The sequence below is a fragment of the Nitrosomonas sp. genome, from assembly GCF_024282095.1.
GTDB lineage: Bacteria > Pseudomonadota > Gammaproteobacteria > Burkholderiales > Nitrosomonadaceae > Nitrosomonas.
In genome coordinates, this window is the sequence record NZ_JAMWZS010000005.1 from 64,355 (window position 1) to 86,506 (window position 22,152).

General features: G+C 45.4%; 20 protein-coding genes. 12 read left to right on the forward strand and 8 right to left on the reverse strand.

Annotated features, from left to right (window positions below):
• Positions 1-48 precede the first annotated feature (48 nt).
• The 10 genes from frr to Q0K92_RS02795 all read left to right on the forward strand — a co-directional run bounded on the left by frr (position 49) and on the right by Q0K92_RS02795 (position 9,763).
• The gene (gene frr, locus Q0K92_RS02750; protein WP_297324270.1) at positions 49-606 is read left to right on the forward strand and encodes a ribosome recycling factor; all 558 of its coding nucleotides are present in this window, start codon (positions 49-51) and stop codon (positions 604-606) included.
• A gap of 1 nt (position 607) precedes the next feature.
• A complete protein-coding gene (gene uppS, locus Q0K92_RS02755; protein WP_297324271.1) occupies positions 608-1,375 on the forward strand; it encodes a polyprenyl diphosphate synthase in 768 nt (255 codons plus the stop codon).
• A gap of 14 nt (positions 1,376-1,389) precedes the next feature.
• Positions 1,390-2,214 (forward strand): phosphatidate cytidylyltransferase, encoded by an 825-nt coding sequence (locus Q0K92_RS02760; protein WP_297324272.1) that lies wholly within the window; start codon positions 1,390-1,392, stop codon positions 2,212-2,214.
• Positions 2,211-3,398: a 1-deoxy-D-xylulose-5-phosphate reductoisomerase gene (ispC, locus tag Q0K92_RS02765; protein WP_297324273.1), complete on the forward strand. Its 1,188-nt coding sequence runs from the start codon at positions 2,211-2,213 to the stop codon at positions 3,396-3,398. The genes Q0K92_RS02760 and ispC overlap by 4 nt, the downstream gene beginning before the upstream one ends.
• Before the next feature lie 147 nt (positions 3,399-3,545).
• Positions 3,546-4,913 carry an RIP metalloprotease RseP gene (gene rseP, locus Q0K92_RS02770; RefSeq protein WP_297324274.1) on the forward strand — a complete coding sequence of 456 codons (1,368 nt, stop codon included), beginning with the start codon at positions 3,546-3,548 and terminating at the stop codon, positions 4,911-4,913.
• Between the two features lie 3 nt (positions 4,914-4,916).
• Positions 4,917-7,235 carry an outer membrane protein assembly factor BamA gene (gene bamA / locus Q0K92_RS02775; protein ID WP_297324275.1) on the forward strand — a complete coding sequence of 773 codons (2,319 nt, stop codon included), beginning with the start codon at positions 4,917-4,919 and terminating at the stop codon, positions 7,233-7,235.
• A 60-nt stretch (positions 7,236-7,295) separates the two neighbouring features.
• On the forward strand, positions 7,296-7,799 hold the full coding sequence (locus tag Q0K92_RS02780; protein ID WP_297324276.1) for an OmpH family outer membrane protein: 504 nt from the start codon (positions 7,296-7,298) through the stop codon (positions 7,797-7,799).
• A 61-nt stretch (positions 7,800-7,860) separates the two neighbouring features.
• Positions 7,861-8,304: a 3-hydroxyacyl-ACP dehydratase FabZ gene (fabZ, locus tag Q0K92_RS02785; protein ID WP_297324277.1), complete on the forward strand. Its 444-nt coding sequence runs from the start codon at positions 7,861-7,863 to the stop codon at positions 8,302-8,304.
• A 35-nt stretch (positions 8,305-8,339) separates the two neighbouring features.
• Positions 8,340-8,999 carry a ribonuclease HII gene (gene rnhB, locus Q0K92_RS02790; RefSeq protein WP_297324278.1) on the forward strand — a complete coding sequence of 220 codons (660 nt, stop codon included), beginning with the start codon at positions 8,340-8,342 and terminating at the stop codon, positions 8,997-8,999.
• A gap of 278 nt (positions 9,000-9,277) precedes the next feature.
• On the forward strand, positions 9,278-9,763 hold the full coding sequence (locus tag Q0K92_RS02795) for a peptidylprolyl isomerase (protein ID WP_297324279.1): 486 nt from the start codon (positions 9,278-9,280) through the stop codon (positions 9,761-9,763).
• Positions 9,764-9,800: 37 nt separating this feature from the next.
• Here the strand turns inward: Q0K92_RS02795 and mutS are convergent, their stop codons facing one another.
• The 4 genes from mutS to Q0K92_RS02815 all read right to left on the reverse strand — a co-directional run bounded on the left by mutS (position 9,801) and on the right by Q0K92_RS02815 (position 13,655).
• Entirely contained in the window at positions 9,801-12,395 is a 2,595-nt protein-coding gene (gene mutS, locus Q0K92_RS02800; RefSeq protein WP_297324280.1) for a DNA mismatch repair protein MutS, read from the reverse strand.
• Between the two features lie 144 nt (positions 12,396-12,539).
• Positions 12,540-12,914, reverse strand: coding sequence for a YceK/YidQ family lipoprotein (locus Q0K92_RS02805; RefSeq protein WP_297324281.1), 375 nt, complete (start codon positions 12,912-12,914; stop codon positions 12,540-12,542).
• Positions 12,898-13,245: a nucleotidyltransferase domain-containing protein gene (locus Q0K92_RS02810; protein WP_297324282.1), complete on the reverse strand. Its 348-nt coding sequence runs from the start codon at positions 13,243-13,245 to the stop codon at positions 12,898-12,900. Before Q0K92_RS02810 ends, Q0K92_RS02805 begins: the two co-directional genes overlap by 17 nt.
• Entirely contained in the window at positions 13,242-13,655 is a 414-nt protein-coding gene (locus Q0K92_RS02815) for a nucleotidyltransferase substrate binding protein (protein WP_297324283.1), read from the reverse strand. Before Q0K92_RS02815 ends, Q0K92_RS02810 begins: the two co-directional genes overlap by 4 nt.
• A gap of 301 nt (positions 13,656-13,956) precedes the next feature.
• Between Q0K92_RS02815 and Q0K92_RS02820 the strand changes: the two genes are divergently transcribed.
• Positions 13,957-16,710, forward strand: coding sequence for a TIR domain-containing protein (locus tag Q0K92_RS02820; RefSeq protein ID WP_297324284.1), 2,754 nt, complete (start codon positions 13,957-13,959; stop codon positions 16,708-16,710).
• Between the two features lie 20 nt (positions 16,711-16,730).
• On the opposite strand, the gene alaS is transcribed toward Q0K92_RS02820, so the two are convergent.
• From alaS to recA, 4 genes are read right to left on the reverse strand one after another with little or no spacing between them, the layout of a single operon-like run.
• On the reverse strand, positions 16,731-19,319 hold the full coding sequence (alaS, locus tag Q0K92_RS02825; RefSeq protein ID WP_297324285.1) for an alanine--tRNA ligase: 2,589 nt from the start codon (positions 19,317-19,319) through the stop codon (positions 16,731-16,733).
• Positions 19,316-19,684 (reverse strand): hypothetical protein, encoded by a 369-nt coding sequence (locus Q0K92_RS02830; protein ID WP_297324286.1) that lies wholly within the window; start codon positions 19,682-19,684, stop codon positions 19,316-19,318. The genes alaS and Q0K92_RS02830 overlap by 4 nt, the downstream gene beginning before the upstream one ends.
• Entirely contained in the window at positions 19,681-20,139 is a 459-nt protein-coding gene (gene recX / locus Q0K92_RS02835) for a recombination regulator RecX (protein WP_297324287.1), read from the reverse strand. Before recX ends, Q0K92_RS02830 begins: the two co-directional genes overlap by 4 nt.
• Positions 20,140-20,144: 5 nt before the next feature.
• A complete protein-coding gene (recA, locus tag Q0K92_RS02840; protein ID WP_297324288.1) occupies positions 20,145-21,203 on the reverse strand; it encodes a recombinase RecA in 1,059 nt (352 codons plus the stop codon).
• Between the two features lie 223 nt (positions 21,204-21,426).
• Between recA and adk the strand changes: the two genes are divergently transcribed.
• Positions 21,427-22,080 (forward strand): adenylate kinase, encoded by a 654-nt coding sequence (adk, locus tag Q0K92_RS02845; protein WP_297324298.1) that lies wholly within the window; start codon positions 21,427-21,429, stop codon positions 22,078-22,080.
• The last annotated feature ends 72 nt before the right edge of the window (positions 22,081-22,152 follow it).

Genomic DNA, 22,152 nt, shown 5'->3' on the forward strand with positions numbered 1-22,152 from the left:
AGTTTGATTGCAATCTCTTGAAATAAAGATGCAAAAGGGATAAATATTATGATTGCTGATGTAAAAAAGTCTGCTGAACAGAAAATGCAAAAAAGCCTCGAAGCATTAAAAGTAGATTTAAGTAAGGTCAGAAGTGGACGAGCACATACTGGTTTCCTTGATCATATTACCGTTGACTATTATGGAACGCCAACACCAATCAACCAAGTGGCCAATATCAATTTAATTGATGCACGAACCATCGGCGTTATTCCTTGGGAAAAAAAAATGGGCAGTCCAATTGAAAAAGCAATTCGGGAATCTGATTTAGGCTTAAACCCAATGCCGGTTGGTGAAACCATCCGTGTTCCTATGCCAGCACTCACTGAAGAACGGCGCCGAGATCTTATTAAAGTGGTAAAACATGAAGCGGAAGCTGTTCGTATTGCAATGCGCAATATACGTAGAGATGCCAATGCACACTTGAAAGAATTACTGAAATCCAAAGAAATATCGGAAGATGATGAACGCCGCGGTCAAGATGATATTCAAAAACTGACTGATCGCTACATCACTGAGATCGATAAAGTTTTACAAGTCAAGGAAGCCGAACTGATGGCTGTTTGATATGCCTCAAGGCCCAAGTTCAACGCTAGAGATACCTGAAACAGGTTTAATACCCAAACATATCGCTATTATCATGGATGGTAATGGACGATGGGCTCGAAATCGCTTCATGCCTCGTATGGCTGGACATCAGCAAGGCGTTGAAACCGTTCGTGGCGTTATAAAAGCCTGCATAGAGCGCAATGTTGCCTATCTCACTTTATTCGCATTCAGCAGCGAAAATTGGCGCCGACCCGCAGAAGAAATTTCTTTTTTGATGCAACTTTTTACAGGCGCATTGGAGCAAGAAATTACCAAGCTGCATGAAAATGGTATTCGATTTAAAGTAATCGGCGATATATCAAAGTTTGAACCTAAAATAATAGAGTTCATCCAGAGCGGCGAGCAGTTAACTGCTCAAAATACACGACTAACATTCACTATCGCCGCCAATTACGGAGGGCGCTGGGATATCATGCAGGCTATGCGTAAAATGATGGCGCAATCATCCGAGGTACCGCTTAACTTCGAGGAAGAAAATCTGGCACAATATCTTTCCCTAAGCTATGCGCCCGAACCTGATTTATTTATTCGCACCGGCGGAGAATGTCGCATTAGTAATTTTTTGCTATGGCAGCTCGCTTATACTGAATTATATTTTACGAATACGCTATGGCCTGATTTTAATGAACATGAACTTGAATTAGCCATTCAATCTTATCAACAGCGGGAGCGTCGGTTTGGTCGCACCAGCGAGCAGCTTCAGATGGCGTTATCTGCTGAAGGATAGGAAGAGCAATATACATGCTTAAAGCTCGCATTCTCACCACAATCATCATCTTGCCTTTATTTCTATCCGCAATATTCTATTTGCAAGACATTTTCTGGGTAACTTTTTTACTGGCGCTGACAGCCATCGGCGCACGTGAATGGAGTAAATTAGCACAACTCTCGGTCCGAAATACCATCGCTTATATGCTACTCACGGTATTAGTAGGCGGAGAGTTATTGTTTCTATTGCGTGAATCTGTACAAATCAGTATCTATTCATCGGACCTACTATGGGTATATATCTTGTCAGTTATTTTTTGGATAGTGGGCGCACCACTCTATCTAAAACAACTTTATACCATTAAAAATCCCGTGATCTGGATGTTGATTGGCTGGATAGTATTATTACCGACCTGTTTGGCGCTATATCAATTACGCGTTATCAGCCCATTGCTCTTACTGGGCTTTATGGCAACCATCTGGATTTCAGATACTGCAGCCTACTTCACCGGACGATCGTTAGGTAAACATAAACTTGCCTACACGATTAGTCCGAATAAAACCTGGGAAGGTGTCGCGGGCGCTTTAATTGCTGTATTGATATATGGTTTAGCTTGGAATTTCTGGATAGCTGAAGCATCTTCAGCGATAACATTGATACCATTACTGATGGCTATGGCCATCCTAGGCATTATCGGAGATTTATACGAATCACTGATAAAGCGTCAGGCGGGCGTTAAGGATAGTGGCAACATTCTGCCAGGTCATGGCGGCATACTTGATCGCATTGATGCGCTGACGTCTTCATTGCCACTTGCTACGTTGGCATTACTCATTTATTACTCCCCTTCGTTATGAAAACTATCCGCCAAATAACTATACTCGGATCTACCGGTAGTATTGGAGAAAGCACACTGGATGTCATCGCGCGTCACCCTGATCGTTTCCAGGCTTTTGCACTGACTGCCAACAATAGTGTTGAAAAGATGCTGTCGCAATGCCAACGTTTCCGACCACGCTATGCGGTAATGTTAAACGCGGACAGTGCTGAACAATTGACTCAAGCAATACAAACAGCCGGAATCGATACCGAAGTCTTATCAGGCATTGAATCACTAGAAAAAGTAGCCTCCCTGCCAGAAGTAGATGCTGTCATGGCAGCCATTGTAGGCGCTGCGGGTATTCGTCCGACGTTTGCGGCAGCTCGTTCAGGAAAACTGGTGTTACTCGCCAATAAAGAAACGTTGGTTATGGCTGGACGGATTTTCATGGATCTGGTCAAGCAAAACAATGCCACGTTGCTACCGATCGATAGCGAACATAACGCGATCTATCAATCATTGCCGCATCACTTTAATGGTAACTTAGCTGCAGCAGGCATCAGTCGTATACTGCTTACCGCTTCGGGCGGGCCATTCCGATGCGCCCCTTTAGCTTCCTTAGAGAAAGTAACGCCTGAGCAGGCTTGCGCGCACCCCAATTGGGACATGGGCCAGAAAATTTCAGTGGATTCAGCCACCATGATGAATAAAGGCTTGGAAGTTATTGAAGCGCATTGGCTGTTTGATGCAGCGCCGGATAAAATCCAGGTGGTCATTCATCCACAGAGTGTGATTCACTCGATGGTTGCCTATGTCGATGGCTCGGTCATCGCGCAGCTTGGTAACCCTGATATGCGTACACCGATTGCGCATGCCATGGGCTATCCGGATAGAATTGAAAGTGGGGTACCCGCTTTAGATATGTTCAAAGTTGCTCATCTTGATTTTGAAGCGCCTGACTTTAATAGGTTCCCATGTCTAGGATTAGCCTATCAAGCACTTGCCACGGGTGGAAACATGCCCGCAGTGCTGAATGCCGCCAATGAGGTCGCCGTGGAATCTTTTCTTAAAAAGCGCATGGCATTTACAGCGATCCCAACTATGATTGCGCATGTTATGCAAACAATACAACGGGAAGAGATGACTACGCTGGATGATGTGCTAAGAACAGACGCGTTAGCTCGTGACAAGGCGCAAGAGTGGCTTGCAAATCTGCAATAGATGATGCGAGAAAACTTGTTGATAATGAAGATGGATTCAATTTTCCTTAATTAATGATAGTATCTGCCTTGCATTCACTCAATGAAGCCATGAAATAATCAGCATCATGCAGCAATACACCTTCTCGGACGCGCACAATAACTTGACATGTCAATAACTTATACAATCATTTCTTTCATTGTCGCCTTAGGCGTCCTGATTACATTTCATGAATTTGGTCATTATCTGATAGCCCGCTGGAATGGCGTCAAAGTATTGCGATTTTGCATTGGATTCGGTCAACCCATTTTTCGTAAACGCTGGGGAAAAGATCAAACAGAGTGGGTGATTGCAGCAATCCCACTGGGCGGTTACGTCAAAATGCTGGATGAGAACGAAGGAAAAGTAGCTCCCGAAGATTTACCTCGTGCGTTTAATCGTCAACCGGTTGCGCGTCGCTTTGCCATCGTTGCGGCCGGCCCGATAGCCAACTTTCTGTTAGCTATCGCGCTATATTGGCTACTATTTATACTGGGTGTTAATGGTATGAAACCAGTATTGGGGCCAGTTGAACCGGCCACACCTGCTGCCTATGCAAAATTTGAAGCGGGTGAAACCATTGTCAGTATCGAGAATGAAGCGGTCGCCAGCTGGCAGGATGCCCGCTGGACTTTATTACGATACGCAATTGATCAATCGGCGAACGTCAAAGTACAAACCGTCAATAACAATGGCGAGATCAATTGGCGACATTTAGACCTGAGTCATATTGATCCCGATAAATTGAATGAAAATTTGCTTGGACTTATCGGATTAAATAGTTATCAGCCCACGATCAAGCCTGTTATTGCTGAAGTAGTTCCTGATGGCGTTGGTTATCATGCCGGCTTGTTAGCAGGGGATGAAATTTTAGCCGTCAATAATATCGAAATCGAAACCTGGATGACGCTGGTGCAAGAAATACGCGCCAATCCAGGACGCACTCTGGAGTTGGAAATTTTACGTGACAATCAAGTGATCATGCTGGCCATCACACCCGAGACAGCCACAGAAAATGGCAAGCAAATCGGCAAGATCGGCATAGCACCTGTTATCAATCAGGCTGAATTCCAAGAATTAATGATCACCGTCAGTTATCCGCCCGGTAAAGCGATTCAGAAAGCCGTTGAGAAGACTTGGGAAACAACCATCCTGACATTACAAATGCTATCTAAAATGATCACGGGGGATGTGTCCTGGAAAAATGTCAGCGGCCCCATCTCAATTGCTGACTATGCTGGCCAATCTGCACAAATGGGATTGGTATCCTATTTGGCATTTCTTGCTTTAATCAGCGTCAGCATCGGTGTGCTGAATCTGCTACCCATCCCCATTCTTGACGGCGGACATTTAATGTATTATTTCATCGAAATGATCAGAGGGGCTCCGCTTTCTGACAAGATTATGCTGATTGGCCAGAAGATCGGTCTGACGATGTTGCTTACACTGATGGTTTTTGCCATATATAACGATATTAATCGGCTTATCACTGGTTAGATAATGAAATTCAAGTATTTTGTTGCACTGGCTGGCTTCTTCTTTGCTATCTCATGCTGGGCAAGTGAATCCTTCGTAGTTAAAGATATTCGCGTTGAAGGTATACAACGCACTGAAGCCGGTACTATTTTCAGTTATCTCCCGATTAAAGTCGGCGATACGCTGGATGAAGCAAAAGCAACAGAAGCCATCAAGGCACTCTATGCAACAGGCTTCTTCAAAGATGTCAGATTAAAATCTGAAAACGGTGTGTTAATCGTAGAAGTCGATGAACGGCCGGCTATCGCGCAAATCAGCATCAACGGCGCAAAAGAGTTTGAAAAAGATAAGCTTGTTGAAGGCCTAAAACAGGCGGGCATATCGGAATCCAGAATTTTCAGCCGCTCACTTTTGGAACGCGCCGAGCAAGAACTAAAGCGCCAATATATCAGCCGCGGCAAATATGCCGTCAAAATCACCACCACGACTACACCGTTAGAACGTAATCGCATCGGCATTAATTTTGATATTAATGAAGGCCGGACCGCCCGCATCAAAAAAATAAATTTTGTCGGTAATGAGAAATTCAAAGACAGCGAGTTACGTGGCCTGCTTGTTCTCAGGAAACCCGATTTATTGAGCTGGTTTACCAAAAATGACCAATATTCAAAACAGAAATTAGCCGCCGATTTAGAAACACTACGTTCCCATTATCTTGATCGCGGTTATCTGGAATTCAACATTGAATCCACGCAAGTGTCCATAACACCCGATATGCGTGATATTTACATCACCATCAATGTTACTGAGGGGGCTCAGTATAAAGTCTCTGATATCAAAGTGGCTGGCGAGCTCCTGATACCGGAAGAAGAAATTCGCAAATTGATATTGTTTAAGGCTGGACAAGTATTTGCACGCCAGAAATTGACGGAATCCATTAAATTAATCACAGATCGTTTAGGCGACGATGGTTATGCATTTGCCAATGTCAATGCGTCACCGGAACTGGATTATGAAAACCGGCAAGCAGCCTTCACATTTTTTATTGATCCGGGGCGGCGTGTATACGTACGGCGTATCAACATATCGGGCAATGATCGTACACGCGATGAAGTGATACGCCGCGAGTTTCGTCAAATGGAAGGCGCCTGGCATTCCACGAAAAATATTAATCTTTCCAAGCAACGCGTTGATAGGCTGGCTTTCTTTAACAGCGTGAATGTGGAAACGCCTGCTGTCCCTAACAAAACTGATCAGGTTGATATCAATGTCAAGGTAGAAGAAAGGCCCACCGGGTCTATTATGTTTGGTGCCGGTTACTCGGATCGCCAGGGACTGATCCTGAACGGTTCAATTTCTCAGAACAATATTTTCGGCACTGGTAATTTCTTTAGTCTTGATGTCAATACCGGCGCAATCAATAAAACCTATGCCGCATCATTTACTAATCCCTATTTTACAGTGAACGGGGTAAGTCTTGGATTTGATGTCTACAAGCGCGACGTAGACACACGACCATTAACCCGGTTTGGCGAGTTTAAAACCGAAACGGTAGGTGCGGGAATACGGTTAGGTATACCGATCGCAGAAAATGATATTGTATCGATCGGCTTGGCGGCAGAGAACACGCAATTGGGTATTTTCACGAATAGCCCGCCACGCTACAAAGATTTCGTTGAAGAATTTGGTACGTCGACCAACAATTTCCCACTCACGATCAGTTGGGCACGTGATCGCCGCGATAGTGCAATTTGGACAACTTCCGGAACAACGCATCGATTGTTTGGTGAAGTCAGCGCACCGGGTGGAGATTTAAATTACTATAAAGTGAGTTACCATCAAAAATGGTTTTATCCCATTACCGATAACCTGACCTTGATGGTGAATGGAGAAGTTGGTTACGGCGATGGCTATACAGGAAAATCGCTACCTTTTTTCAAAAACTTTTTTGCTGGGGGTAATAACTCCGTCAGGGGTTATGACTTAAATTCTCTGGGCCCTCGTGATACGGTTATCCCCAATATCCCCGGTGGTTCCTCTGCGATTAACTCAAGATTATTTGCAGTAGGTGCCAGTAAACGTGTTGTTGGTAATATAGAACTGATGTATCCCGTACCCTTTATGAAAGATGATCGATCGTTGCGTTTGAGTGCATTTCTGGATGGCGGTACGACATTTAACAATTTCAATGAGCTTAACAATTTCATACGTTACTCCGCTGGGATTGCGCTTACCTGGGTATCGCCGATGGGACCGCTGAAAGTCAGTCTTGCAGAACCACTCAACGACATACCTGCTGACAATTTGCAAAGATTCCAATTTATGTTCGGCCAACAATTCTAAATTCAGTTGAGATCCTGTCAGGTGAAAATACCGAAAAAAATCAATCGATGGTGGTGCCATATGATGATAGTCCTTATCATCATGGCTTTCGCCAGTGGATTGGCTGGCGGTATTGCGTTTGCCGGCGATATCAAAATTGGTGTGGTAAATACCGAAAAAATTTTGCGAGAATCTTTGCCGGCGATACAAGCACAGAAAAAAATTGAACAGGAATTTGTGCCGCGTGACGAAGATATCAAAAAAATTGCTGTACAAGCTAAGACACTTCAAGACAAGCTTGAGAAAAACGGCATGACCATGGAAGAAACTGAACGGCGTCACTTAGAAAGAAATCTGGCCAATCTTAGTCGGGAATATCAACGCGCACAAAAACAAATGCGAGAAGATCTCAGCGTGCGTCAGAACGAGGAATACGGCATCATTCTGGAACGCACCAATCGGGCGATCAGTAAAATCGCCGAAGCAGAAAAGTATGATCTGATTTTGCAACTGCAAGACTCTGTTTATAGAAGCCATCGCATTGATATTACAGACCAGGTCATTAAAGCACTCGATAGTGAATAACCCATCATTTATGGAACCCAGCCGTCTATTAAGATGGATATTGCGTTAAAAGGAAAACAATATGAGCACCATGAATATTCACGAAATCCTGAAATATCTTCCGCATCGATATCCACTGTTATTGGTGGATAGAGTGATCTCTTTCGAGGCGGGCAAGGATATCGTTGCGCTAAAAAATGTCTCTATCAATGAACCCTTCTTTTCAGGACATTTCCCGCATTATCCTGTCATGCCCGGCGTTTTGATTGTAGAAGCATTAGCGCAAGCTGCCGCCATTCTGACACTTAGAACAGAAGACACGACCAATACGGACGACAGAGTTTATTACTTTGTAGGCATTGATGGCGTTCGCTTTAAAAAACCCGTTATGGCCGGCGATCAGTTAATACTCAAGGTAGCCATCGAACGGCAAATAAAAGGCTTATGGAAGTATTCGGCGCGCGCTGAAGTCGATGGACAGCTCGTCACTGAAGCCAAACTGATGTGTACCTCGAGAAATATATAATACTTAACCACCCCCGGCTGTTATAGCTGCCGCGAATGGAAAATCCAGGAATCGAAACAACTGGTACCAATACGTTGATTTGCGGTACCGACGAGGCTGGCAGAGGACCATTGGCCGGACCTGTTTTTGCAGCATGCGTTGTGTTGGATGCCGACTACAAAATAGACGGACTGGCTGACTCTAAGACATTGAGCGAAAAAAAGCGTAATGCGCTGGCGATCACGATCAAAACATATGCTAAAGCATGGGCAATCGCTTCTGCTTCGGTACAAGAAATTGATCAGCTCAATATTCTACAAGCAAGCTTGCTTGCCATGAAACGCGCTGTCGAAAGCTTACCCTTCACACCGCATCTGGTATGGGTCGATGGCAATCAAAGTCCACGCCTGAAATGCCCGGTACGCACCATCATACGAGGTGATAGCCTAATACCCGAAATCTCAGCCGCCTCGATCCTTGCCAAAACAGCGCGGGACGCAGAAATGCAAAGACTGCATCAATGTTTCCCATTATATGGATTTGATCAGCACAAAGGATACCCCACCAAACAGCATTTGGCCGCGCTACAACAACACGGTGCCAGCGAGGTACACCGGCAAAGTTTTGCGCCGGTCAGGAAAAGCGTATTGTCCCGTAATACGCTCACACAAGCAGCAGTATCAAACGCTGGTAACCCGGATTTGCTTAGCCAATAACTGAATTCGTCTGACAATGGAATAATAAACAACCCCATGGCAAGCAAGGCCACGGGGATTGTTTATTACCACTACGAAAACAGCATTTGCACTGGAGGCGCTGTAGCCAAGAAGCAGCAAATAAATTAATTGCAGTGCTGTGGATAGCATTTTCACCGAGCATTTATTTCTCAAAGCAAGGCAAAAATTTGCTTTGTGCGTATAATGGCGTTTATTCAATTTCATGTAAGTTTTAGACAAACTTTTTGAGTATTAGATTAGATAAGGATAAGCCTGCTATGCGCATCGAAAAAAATACCGTGGTCTCTCTCAATTATGAATTGTCAGATGCCACAGGAAACATTCTGGAGAAAACAGATACGCCAATCAGTTACTTGCACGGTGGCTACGGTGGCATTTTCCCTTTGGTCGAAGAAGCTCTGCATGAAATGGAAATCGGTTATTCCTGCTCCGTTTCCATGGAACCGGAAGATACTTTTGGTGAATATGATGCCGAATTGATCCGCGTAGAACCGCGCAGTTCTTTTCCTGCTAATGTGGCGGTAGGTATGCATTTTGAAGGCGGTGCAGAAGACTCGGATGACGTCATCGTCTACAAAGTCACCGATGTGACTGACGATAGCGTCATTGTCGATGGCAACCATCCTTTTGCAGGTATGCGGTTGAATTTTTCCTGCACAGTGACGGCAGTTCGCCCAGCCACGCTGGAAGAAATTACTCATGAACATGTACATGGTGCGCATGGTCACGGTCATGAGCATTAACAGAAAACCGGTATCCGGTTGCTCCAAAGATTAACGGTCATTTTGCAGTATCAACTGCTTTCTTCAATACATAAAGCTGCTCGAGTGCTTGCTTGGGGCTGAGTTCATCCGGTGCAAGGTTTTGCAACATCGCAATCACCGGATGCGCTTCTACAGTATCTTGTTCCGGCTCAGGAACGGAACTGGAAAACAAGTCCAGTTGCGGTGTTTTCCTTACACTCTCCTGCTCCAGTTTAATCAGGTGCTTTCTCGCCACTTTAATGACTGACTCGGGAACGCCTGCCAGTGCGGCGACTTGCAAGCCATAACTCTGGCTTGCCGGACCCTCGGCTACTTTATGTAGAAAAACAATGCGGTGTTTATACTCCACCGCATCCAAGTGAACATTCTTGATATGTTTAAACTCTTCCGCAAGTTTTGTTAATTCAAAGTAATGCGTTGCAAACAATGTAAAGCTGCGGCTTTTGGTCAGCAAATACCGGGCAATTGCAAACGCTAGTGCCAAACCGTCAAAGGTAGAAGTACCGCGCCCGACTTCATCCATCAGCACCAGACTATGCGCCGTCGCGTTATGCAATATATTGGCTGTTTCCGTCATTTCCACCATAAACGTCGAACGGCCGCCGGCAAGATCATCGGCAGCGCCAATCCGGGTGAAAATCTGATCCAGCACACCGATGCGCACTTGTTTGGCAGACACATAACTGCCGCAGTGAGCCAATAAGGCAATGAGCGCGATTTGCCGCATGTAGGTGGATTTTCCACCCATGTTGGGACCGGTAATCATCAACATTTGCGGTTTTCCGGTAGGCTCGGCGCCTAACTGAACATCGTTGGCAACAAAGTTTTCTATCTGGCTCTCCACAACGGGGTGACGACCGGTCTCTATGGTAAAAACATCCTCATCGGATAAATGCGGGGCGGAATAATCAAGTGCTTGCGCACGTTCCGCCAATGCGCACAGAACATCGATCTCAGCAATGCTCACGGCTATTTTCTGCAGTGCATGGACATACTTTAATAGCGCTTGCAATAATCCATCATATAAATATTTTTCCCGCGCCAACGCCCGATCCTGTGCGGATAATGCTTTATCCTCAAAAGCTTTCAGCTCCGGCGTAATGTAGCGTTCAGCACTTTTTAAAGTTTGTCTGCGCCGGTAATCGTCGGGGATTTTTTCGCTGTGCGCGTGTGTGACTTCGATATAAAAACCATGCACGCGATTATATTCCACCTTCAGATTAGGAATACCGGTGCGCTCCTTTTCGCGCATTTCCAGCTGCAACAAGAATTCCCCGCAATTGTTTTGCAACGCACGTAATTCATCGAGTTCAGCGTCATAACCATCGGCAATCACATTGCCTTCGCGCAGCACCACGCCGGGCTCTTCCAATAAGGATTTAGTCAATAATTCAACCAGCGCAGGTTCGATCTGCATGGTTTGGATCAATTGACTGATTCTCTCACTGCAACACGCTGCAACGGTCTGGATAATTTCCGGTAATCGTTGCAAACTGTCACGCAAACCCGACAAATCCCTCGGGCGTGCAGACTTGAGCGCAATGCGCGCGGTAATCCTCTCCACATCGACAATCTGCCGCAACAGGCTGCGCGCGGTCAGATAATGGTTCTGCTCATTTTCTCCGATCAAAGCTGCAATGCTATCGAGCCGTTTTTGTATGGCTGCACGATCGCGTAATGGATGATGCAGCCAGAATTGCAGCAAACGGCTACCCATATTGGTCGAGCACGTGTCCAGTAATGACAACAGCGTGGGTGATCGTTCACCGCGAATGGTTTCAGAAATTTCCAGATTTCGGCGTGTCGCGGCATCCATGCGCACATAGATACTCTCCCGCTCAGCTTGCAATGACGTGATATGGAGCGCAGCCGATCCTTGCGTCAGGCGGGTGTATTCCAATAAGGCACCAGCGGCGCATAGCGCGGTCGATAAATCCTCACAACCAAAACCGGACAAATCATGCGTTGCAAACTGCCGCGTAAGATTATTAACCGCACTATCGTTATCAAACTGCCACACAGGTAAGCGCTTTAACGCCCAATTTTTTCCTTGTAGCTCAGTCAGCGTCAACGTTTCAGGTAACAGAATTTCTGCCGGCTGCAATCGCTCCAGCTCGCTGAGCAGATTTTGAGATGACGTTTCCATCACACGCAATTGCCCAGCCGCCAGATTCAGCCACGCCAACCCCAAAGTCGACTCATGCAAAAACAAAGCCAATAAAATGCAGTCGCGCTTATCCTCGAGCAATGCCGCATCAGTCAACGTTCCAGGTGTGATGATGCGAATCACTTCACGGGCTACCGGCCCCTTACTGGTAGCCGGATCCCCCACCTGCTCACAAATAGCGACGGATTCACCCGCCTTGACCAGTTTTGCCAAATACTGTTCAGCCGCATGATAAGGCACCCCCGCCATTTTAATCGGCTCCCCGGCAGAAGCGCCGCGCTGCGTTAACGTGATTCCCAACAGTTTTGACGCTTTCTCCGCATCGTCAAAAAACAACTCGTAAAAATCCCCCATGCGATAAAACATCAGCATGTCCGAATGCTGCGCCTTAATGCGCAAGTATTGCTGCATCATGGGAGTATGTTGGTCTTTTTGGGTTTTCATCGGCTCTACAGAAGATTATTGTTGCATTGGAGAAACCAAAATGGCAGATATCAAGCGCTGATTATGGTATAAATTTTAATTGTCCGGAAGTTAGCATTAATTAGTGATTGTAAAAGCTATACTAACCAATAGCTTGTTATTGCTTTACTTGAGATGGATCGAACCTGTATTCATTTGCTCATAGACTGTGTAAGGCAAAACAACGGTATCCAATACTGCTGATAGCGCCAAATCAACAAGCATTAATTCCGGAATCGCCCCTACCCACAATGCCGTACGCGATGGTTTCCCACGTAACACACACATATCATAGGAAACACCGCTATAAATTCGCGGTATTATTTCGCAGGGCGACTTCACTTGACTGAGATTACGCCGCGCAACCGCATCATCCCTGACAACCGTATTAATTGTTCCACACCCCAACAGCATCAACGCGATTGAGTAAATGAGCGCACTTCTAAACTTACTGTTTATGCGACTGACTCGCAGGAATACCGGTTTATTGCGTAGCCGCATGAACAACACCTCCCTTCGCTCGGGTATAAATCGCCACACCGATACGATCAATATGCGCAATCAGATCGGTATTTTCCAATAGATGGTATTGGGATAAATCCACGGTGTAAGGCAGCATTAAATCATCAATCTGATTTTCAATGTGTATGAATTCAGCAAATGGAATTTCATCGCCCTTAATGGTCAGGTCAATATCGGAGCCCGCTCGATAATTGCCTTTGACCCGCGAACCATAAATTAAAACGGAGTTAATTGCAGGGTGCTGCGCAAAAACACTGTTCAGTTTGTCCAGCGTCGTGGACGATAAGCCAAATGGACGATCCTGAATCATGACAGGTATTTTTCCATTTCCGCTTTTAGCGCGACAAATAACGGATAGTAGTGCTGAATAATCACGCTAACCAACTGCTCAGCGACACGATCATCATAAGTATGCGATGAGATATTTCGACTTTGTATCATTGCCATCCATTGCTCACCATCTGCAATGAGCGCTACTTTAAATGCTTCACGGGTGGCGTCTTTTGAACCTTTGACATTCTGATTGCCTTGATCCTGCAGATAATCTCTCAGTACGTTCCAGGCCAACTCATGGGTGAATTCGAACGCTTGAATCACACCCTGCTTTTCCAGTTGCGTGAGTGTGCGTTGTTGGTTCAGGTCGACTGCATTTTGCAGTTGCAGCAACGCTTTTTTGTAACTAGCAAAACGCTGTTGCCATCGAATACCCGAGGTGATCATGATAATTTTCGATAATGGATAGATCTAATTTTTTTATTTTACTGGATAGAACGGTCAATGCGGAAAGTATCCGGTTGAATTGCAGCATAGACGAAAATCGCTGTGATGAGAATGATCATGATGAAAGCAGCTTTTTTAATAACATATGAGCCAGAATGGCTCATAGAATGATATTGGTAAATAGCCGATACATGAAAGCGTTGTTTGCACATCATTTACCCTTGGATTAATATGGCCTCTAAGTAGGAATTGCATGGAAATAACCCCATAAAATTGTGAACATCTTCTGAACTAAGTATCCATGGATAACAAGAATACAAAACCTAATTCATTTGATGTATTTCTTTGCCATAACAGTGATGATAAAGCCGAGATAAGGCACATCGCCGATGAACTGATAAAGCAAGGAATCAAGCCTTGGTTAGATGAAAGAGAAATACCTCCCGGTACTTTATGGCAAACAGCACTTGAAGAACAAATTGCCAACATAAATTCTGCAGCAGTCTTTGTGGGTAAAAGCGGCATTGGTCCTTGGCAGGACATAGAAATCAGAGCCTTCATTAATGAGTTTGTCGAACGCAAGTGTCCTGTTATCCCTGCTATTTTACCTACTACTGAGAAAATACCTTCTTTGCCCATTTTACTAAAAAATCTGCACTATGTAGATTTTAGAGAACCGGATCCTGACCCATGGCTGCAAATACAATGGGGCATCACCGGAAATAAGCCCGATTCTCAAACATCATCGAATAGCGAACCAAGCGATAAAGCAGAGCTTCTTCCTGAAAAAGAAAAACAACTCATTGAGCTTAGATTACCAGGTAACCTCGATGATTTTTCAAACGAACACAAAGAAGAATTACTCGCTGCACTTAGTGCGCTTCTTAAAATTGGTGGCGGCATTAAAATCACAGAAAGTAAACCAGGTAGTGTTAGGGTATTTCTTGAATTAACCCCAGAGCAAGCTGATAAGATCTATGCGGCAGCCAAAAATGGCAAGCTTGATAATTTAGGGATCACAGAAGCACGGCTTTACCCTTCTCTTGCTGACCCTCCCAATGCAGAAGAACGAACTCAACTGCTTATCCTGCTAAATCATGTTAAGGAAAACTGGATTGATGGTGTATTAAAACAGTCTCTTTATCACCAGACGCTCATTTCACTGGGCAAGCATGCCATGGATGATGCCGTTGAGACACCGTGGAATAATACAGTTAATCTGCCAAAGCAGCGCCAGCAATTGCACTTAGATGACACTCAGATTGATACTGTATTTGATGCCACGGGTTTATTACTGATCTTGGGCGAACCAGGTTCTGGTAAAACCATCACATTACTCGAACTAGCATCACTACTTATCAAACGTGCCGCAGTCGATTCCAAGGAGCGTATTCCGGTTGTATTAAATCTATCAAGTTGGCAAAAATCGCAATCTTTGGTGGAATGGATTGCTGACAAGATGCGCAGTGCTTATCAAGTGCCAAGTAAATTAGCGCGAACATGGTTAGATCAGGGCTATATAGTTCCATTGCTTGATGGTTTGGATGAAGTTAGAACAGAAAACCAACCGAATTGTGTTGAAGCGATCAATAAATACATTGATGAATTTCATCCTTCGGGTCTGGTTGTGTGCAGTCGCTTGAAGGAGTATCAATGGCTTCCTGAGCGACTTAAAATGAATGGGGCAATCTGTATCGAACCGTTGAACCAGCAACAAATTGATAGTTATTTTGCCGCATTAGGGGATGAACTCAAATCGTTACGAATGGCTATACAAGAAGATACCGCTTTGCAGGAATTAGCCCAATCTCCACTGATGCTGAATATCATGAGCATGGCGTACCAATCGGCAGATTCAGAAAGCCTGGTTGAGAAGGAACTGCCGGTAGAAACTCGGAGGACGAAAATCTTTGATGCTTATGTGGAAAAGATGTTTCAACGTAAAGAATCGACAAATCAGATTTTTCCAAAAGAAAAAGTAAAATTGTGGCTGAGTTGGTTAGCCAAGAAGATGCAGGAGCAATCACAATCAGTTCTTTTTGTTGAGAATATACAGCCGAGTTGGTTGGATAATTGGAAACAACGATTTGCTTATGGAGCAATATTATCTCTAAATATCGGACTGTTTTTAGGATTGTTTTTTTTCTTGCTTGGTCTTCTGATTTCTCTGCCAGATACCACCATCAATGACGTAAGACTGGTTGGTAAGTTGAAGGCTGGACTAGTGTTAGGTTTTCTGATTGGGTTATTTGCTAGATCGAGCTCATCCACTCTTAACGGTATTATTTGTGCATTAATTACTGGCTTAGTTAGCTTCTATTCCCCAGAGGGACTGCTGGGAAATGGATCTGCTAGCGGAGCTGTATTCATAGGATTTGCCGTAGGACTAATTACTTCTAGTTTAGGTCCATTAAACAACATCAAGGCTACTGAAGAGTTAAGCTGGATGGCAGATGCATTTTTTAATAACCTCAAAATATACTTACTGATAAATATACTATTTTGGGGATCACTTGCCGAGTTTACATCCGATTCAGGACTTATGGGGGTCTTTCTTGGATTTTTTTTCGGGATTGTTACCGGAATTTCTGGAGGCTATATCGAGAAAATTAAAACTGATAAAAATACGCCTAATCAAGGTATTATATTGAGCATAAAAAATAGTATCTTGACTGGGTTGGTAGCCTTAATAACTTTTATATCGGCCTACAGCCTATTATTCATCTTTATCGCATTTTATTTGAAGAGAACAACAGCGGAAATTTTTACCTCTGGAAATACTGTCTTGGCTACAGGCCCATTAGTTACTGGACTATATATTGCTTCGGTTATGACGTTTAAGCATGGATTAGGATCCGCTCTTAAACATTATACTCTACGTTTGGTTCTTTGGTGCAATGGAAAAACACCCCTCAAATTTATACCTTGCCTGGATCATTGCGCAAAACTTATCCTGCTCAAGAAAGTAGGTGGTGGTTACATTTTTATACACCGTATGTTGCTAGAGTATTTCGCTAAACTGGAGCCCACGAATAGTAAATCAACAAAAGTATAAATCTTGTTGCATTTATTTTATTAATTTTTTTCCACCCAATCGATCACACTGGCAAGCGCCGCGGGCAGCCGATCCGGCTGTGTGCCGCCCGCCTGCGCCATATCCGGCCGACCGCCGCCTTTGCCGCCGACTTGTTGTGCGACAAAATTAACCAATTCTCCGGCTTTGATCTGACTGGTCAGATCAGCGCTGACACCGGCGATCAGGGTTATTTTCCCGTCTTCAACGGTACTCAGCACGATGGCGCAGGGTTTCAGCTTATCTTTGAGCTGATCCAGTGTTTCACGCAAAACTTTAGCATCGGCGTTTTCCAGATTGGCAGCCAACACTTTGATGCCTCTTATTTCCTGCGCTTGCGCTGCTAAATCATCGCCTTGAGAGCTGGCAAGTTTGGTTTTTAAGCGCGCCAGTTCTTTTTCTGTTTGCCGCACATTGTCGATAATCTGGGCAATTTTTTGCGTGACTTCCTGTGGACTGGTTTTTAAGCTATGCGCGATTTCCAGCAATTGCGCTTCGCGTTGTTGTACATAGTCGACGGCTGCTTTTCCCGTGACTGCTTCTACGCGGCGGATACCGGCAGCCACGCCCGATTCCGTTACAATTTTAAAAAAGCCGATTTGTCCGATTTGCGGCACATGCGTACCGCCACATAATTCGGTAGAGAATTCACCCATGCCGATGACGCGCACGACGTCCGAATATTTTTCACCAAACAGCGCCATGGCGCCGCGCTTGATGGCGTCGTCATATTTCATCGTGGACGCTTCCACGATAGCGTTGTTACGGATTTGTTCGTTGACCAAACGCTCGATGTCACGAATTTCATCCGCAGAAAGTGGTGCGTTGTGGGCAAAGTCAAAGCGTGTGCGGTTGGCGTCGACCAACGAGCCTTTTTGCGTCACATGCGTGCCCAGTATCTGGCGTAGCGCAGCATGCAGCAAGTGGGTCGCTGAATGATTGTTCGCGGTGCTGGTACGGGTTAACGGATTGACTTTGGCCAGCACGGTATCCTTGATCACCAGCCGGCCGCTACGCAATAAACCTTTATGGCCAAACACGCCGGCTTGTATTTTTTGCGTGTCCGCTACGGCAAAAGTGCCATTCGCCACCAACAATTCGCCGCTGTCGCCGACTTGTCCGCCGGATTCGGCATAAAAAGGGGTCTGATCCAGAACCACCACCGCTTCATCACCGGCTTCGATGAAATCCACCGCACTGCCTTGCTTGTAAATCGCCAATACCTGCCCTTCATGCTGCAACGTCTCATAACCATAGAAAGTGGTTTGATTGCCGCTGTATTCAATGCCTTCCTGCATGGTGAATTTGTTGGCGGCGCGCGCTTGTTCGCGCTGGCGTGCCATGGCCTGCTCAAAACCGGCATGGTCGACGCTAATGCCTCGTTCACGCGCGATGTCGGCGGTCAGATCAATAGGGAAGCCGAATGTGTCATAGAGCCGGAATGCGGTTTCACCATCCAGTACCTTGATTTTCTGACTGAGTGCAGTTTCCAGAATCTGCATGCCGTTTTCCAGCGTCTCGGCAAAACGCTCTTCTTCTTGCTGTAACACGGCGGCAACACGTGCTTTGGCGGCAACCAGTTCCGGATAGGCTTGCCCCATCACTTTGCTTAGATCTTCCACCAATTGATAAAAGAAAGGCTGTTTTTGTCCGAGTTGGTAACCATGGCGGATAGCGCGGCGGATGATGCGCCGCAGCACATAACCGCGTCCTTCGCTGCCGGGAATGACGCCATCGGTAATCAAAAACGAGCAGGCGCGGATATGATCGGCAATCACTTTTAAGGAATTATCCGCAAGGTCTTTGGTATGGGTGACGCGCGCGGCGGCTTTGATCAAGCTTTGGAACAGATCGATGTCGTAATTGCTGTGAACGTGCTGCATGACCGCGGAAATCCGTTCCAGTCCCATGCCGGTATCCACCGATGGCTTGGGCAGCGGGTGCAGTGTACCGGCGCTGTCGCGGTTATATTGCATGAATACCAGATTCCAGATTTCAATGTAACGATCGCCATCAGCATCGGCGGAACCGGGCGGTCCGCCTTTGACTTCCGTGCCGTGATCATAAAAAATTTCGGAGCAGGGGCCGCAGGGGCCGGTATCTCCCATTTGCCAGAAATTATCCATGGTGGCAATCCGTACCAGGCGGGAAGCATCGACACCGACTTCGTTCAACCAGATATCCGCAGCTTCATCGTCTTCCGCATAAACAGTCACCCATAATTTTTCGCGTGGGATTTTCAGTGATTGGGTTAAAAAATCCCAGGCAAACAGAATGGCATTGCGTTTGAAATAATCGCCAAAGCTGAAATTTCCCAACATTTCAAAAAACGTATGATGCCGCGCCGTGTAGCCGACATTCTCCAGATCATTATGTTTACCACCGGCACGCACGCAGCGTTGTGAGCTGACTGCACGCACATAGGGACGTTTATCCTGACCCAGAAATACATCCTTGAATTGCACCATACCCGCATTGGTGAACAATAAGGTCGGGTCATTGTTCGGTACCAACGGACTGGAGGCTACGATGGTGTGACCGTGTGATTCGAAAAACTCGAGGAATTTTTGTCGTATTTCGCTGCTTTTCATATTTTTTGCTGTTGCTCGTATCGTTCTAGTTCAAATACCGTCAAACCCACGGCTTCACCTTTGACGATGGCCAGGCTTTTGACTTTAACGCGGATGGTGATTTCTTCGTTCATCTTGGGTAAATCGAGTTCGGTTAGAACCGTAATCTCACCGCTTTTATCTTCCAATACATAGGATTTTAGATTGACCATCGGTAGACGTGTGGGGTTTTTTGCAATGCCCTTCAGTTTAACTTCTTTGTCATCAAAATTGACGGGGGATTCATTGATTTCGTTGATGGATACTATTTCATCCGCACTGGCCTGGTTGCCTGCCAACAAAAAAATTGCCAGTATGAACATCGTTTGCATGAGCAATTTTTTCATTGGTTCTCCTCATTTGCTTGTGATAAAACCTGCTGTATTACTTCCATTGAAAACCCCCTGCTCATCATGAAACGCATTTGTTTGCCACGTTCTTCTCTGGTGCCGGGCAACTCGCCAAATTTTTTTTGCCAGATTTCAAGTGCTGCATCCAGCTCGGTTTCTTTCAGCGATAGCAATGCACTGTGAATCAAATGTTCATCAATGCCTTTTTCTTTTAACTCATAAACAATACGCTGGCTACCAAATCGGGATCTGCGCGTGCGGATGATTTGTTCAACAACCCGTTCAGCCGATAAAAAACCATTGTGTTCCAGCTTGTCCAGTACGATCGACAAAGCTTCCGGAGAGAACGAACGTGCATAAGCGGAAAGCTTTCTCTCCAGTTCCAAACGAGAATATTCACGTTGAGCCAGATAACGCAGCGCGCGCATTTCCAGGGGGGAACGGGTTTCCACAAAGCTTATTTCTCTTTATCCGTTTTTTCTTTCTCGACTTTCTCAGCTTTCTCTTTTACTGGTCTGGCTTGATCCACAATGCCTACAATCGACCGAATCTTCTGTTCAATTTCCTGGGCGATATCTTTGTGCTCTTTCAGGTAATCACGCACATTATCTTTGCCCTGGCCGATTTTCTCACCTTTATAAGCATACCAAGCGCCCGATTTGTCGATGAGCTTATGTAATACGCCCAGTTCGATAATCTCGCTATCACGCGAAATGCCTTCACCATACAGAATGTCAAAATCCGCCTGCTTGAACGGCGGTGCCACTTTATTTTTAACCACTTTCACGCGCGTTTCGTTGCCGATGACTTCTTCACCTTTCTTGATCGATCCGGTACGTCGGATATCCAGGCGCACAGATGCATAAAATTTCAATGCGTTGCCGCCTGTCGTGGTTTCAGGGTTGCCGAACATCACACCAATTTTCATGCGAATCTGGTTAATGAAGATGACCATGGTATTGCTGCGTTTGATATTGGCGGTAAGCTTGCGTAAAGCCTGTGACATGAGTCGTGCCTGCAATCCCATTTGCGGATCACCCATATCGCCTTCAATTTCTGCACGGGGCGTCAGTGCCGCGACTGAATCCACCACCACAATATCCACCGAACCTGAGCGCACCAACATATCGGCTATTTCCAGCGCCTGCTCGCCATTATCAGGTTGAGATATCAGCAATTCCTGAACATTGACACCAATTTTCTGCGCATATTGGGGGTCCAGTGCATGTTCTGCATCAATAAAGGCTGCGGTTCCTCCGATTTTTTGCATTTCTGCAATCACTTGGAGTGTCAACGTGGTTTTGCCGGAAGATTCAGGCCCATAAATTTCAATGACCCGGCCGCGCGGCAATCCTCCCACCCCCAGCGCAATATCAAGCCCCAACGAACCGGTAGAAACAACTTGTATATCATAGGCGACATCATTAGCGCCCAATCGCATGATTGAACCTTTGCCGAACTGCTTTTCGATTTGGGCCAGAGCAACATCAAGCGCTTTACTTCTATTTTCGTCCATGATTTTTCCTGTTAAGAGTCAATCAAATTATCGCATAACCTGTGCCGCATCAATGTAACTTGTGATGAAGTTGTTTAACTTCACCAAGATTACTGTAGTAAAAAACTCGAGTATCTGCTTTGCCTGCGATATAATCGCACGATGTCATTGAAGTGGCAGACATAAATTCGTCACTACACACTACATTTAATAAATTTTAATTGGTAACAAGGGGAGAATTGCTATCCGAGTCATTTTATTAGGTGGCCCTGGTGCCGGAAAAGGTACACAGGCCAATTATATTAAGGAACATTTTGGTGTTCCGCAAATTTCTACTGGCGATATGTTGCGCAGTGCTGTCAAAGCCGGTACTGAATTGGGTGTCATGGCAAAAAAGATAATGGATGCCGGTGGATTGGTTTCTGATGACATTATCATTAATTTAGTCAAAGAGCGCATTGCACAATCCGATTGCGCCAATGGTTTCTTGTTTGATGGTTTTCCACGCACGATCCCGCAAGCCGATGCCATGAAAGCGGCCGGTGTGCCGATTGATTTCGTGATTGAAATTGATGTCGCAGACGCTGAGATTGTTAAGCGCATGTCGGGTCGTAGAGTGCATCCGGCATCAGGTCGTACTTACCATATCGATTTTAATCCGCCCAAAGTACATGGTCAGGATGATATCACCGGCGAACCGCTCATACAGCGTGATGACGACAAGGAAGAAACGGTCAGAAAACGGCTGCAAGTCTATCACGAACAAACTGAACCCTTGATTGGCTATTATTCGAAGTGGTCGGCAGACGGTGGAAACGGTGCGCCTCGCTATATCAAAATAGCTGGAATAGGGACGGTTGAAGAAATACGTGATCTGATTTTTGCAGCATTAAAATAAACTTAACTGACCTCATTTTCTGGTTCAAATAACAAATTCTAAATTCAGGATACCGGTTAATCGCGCCTGAAT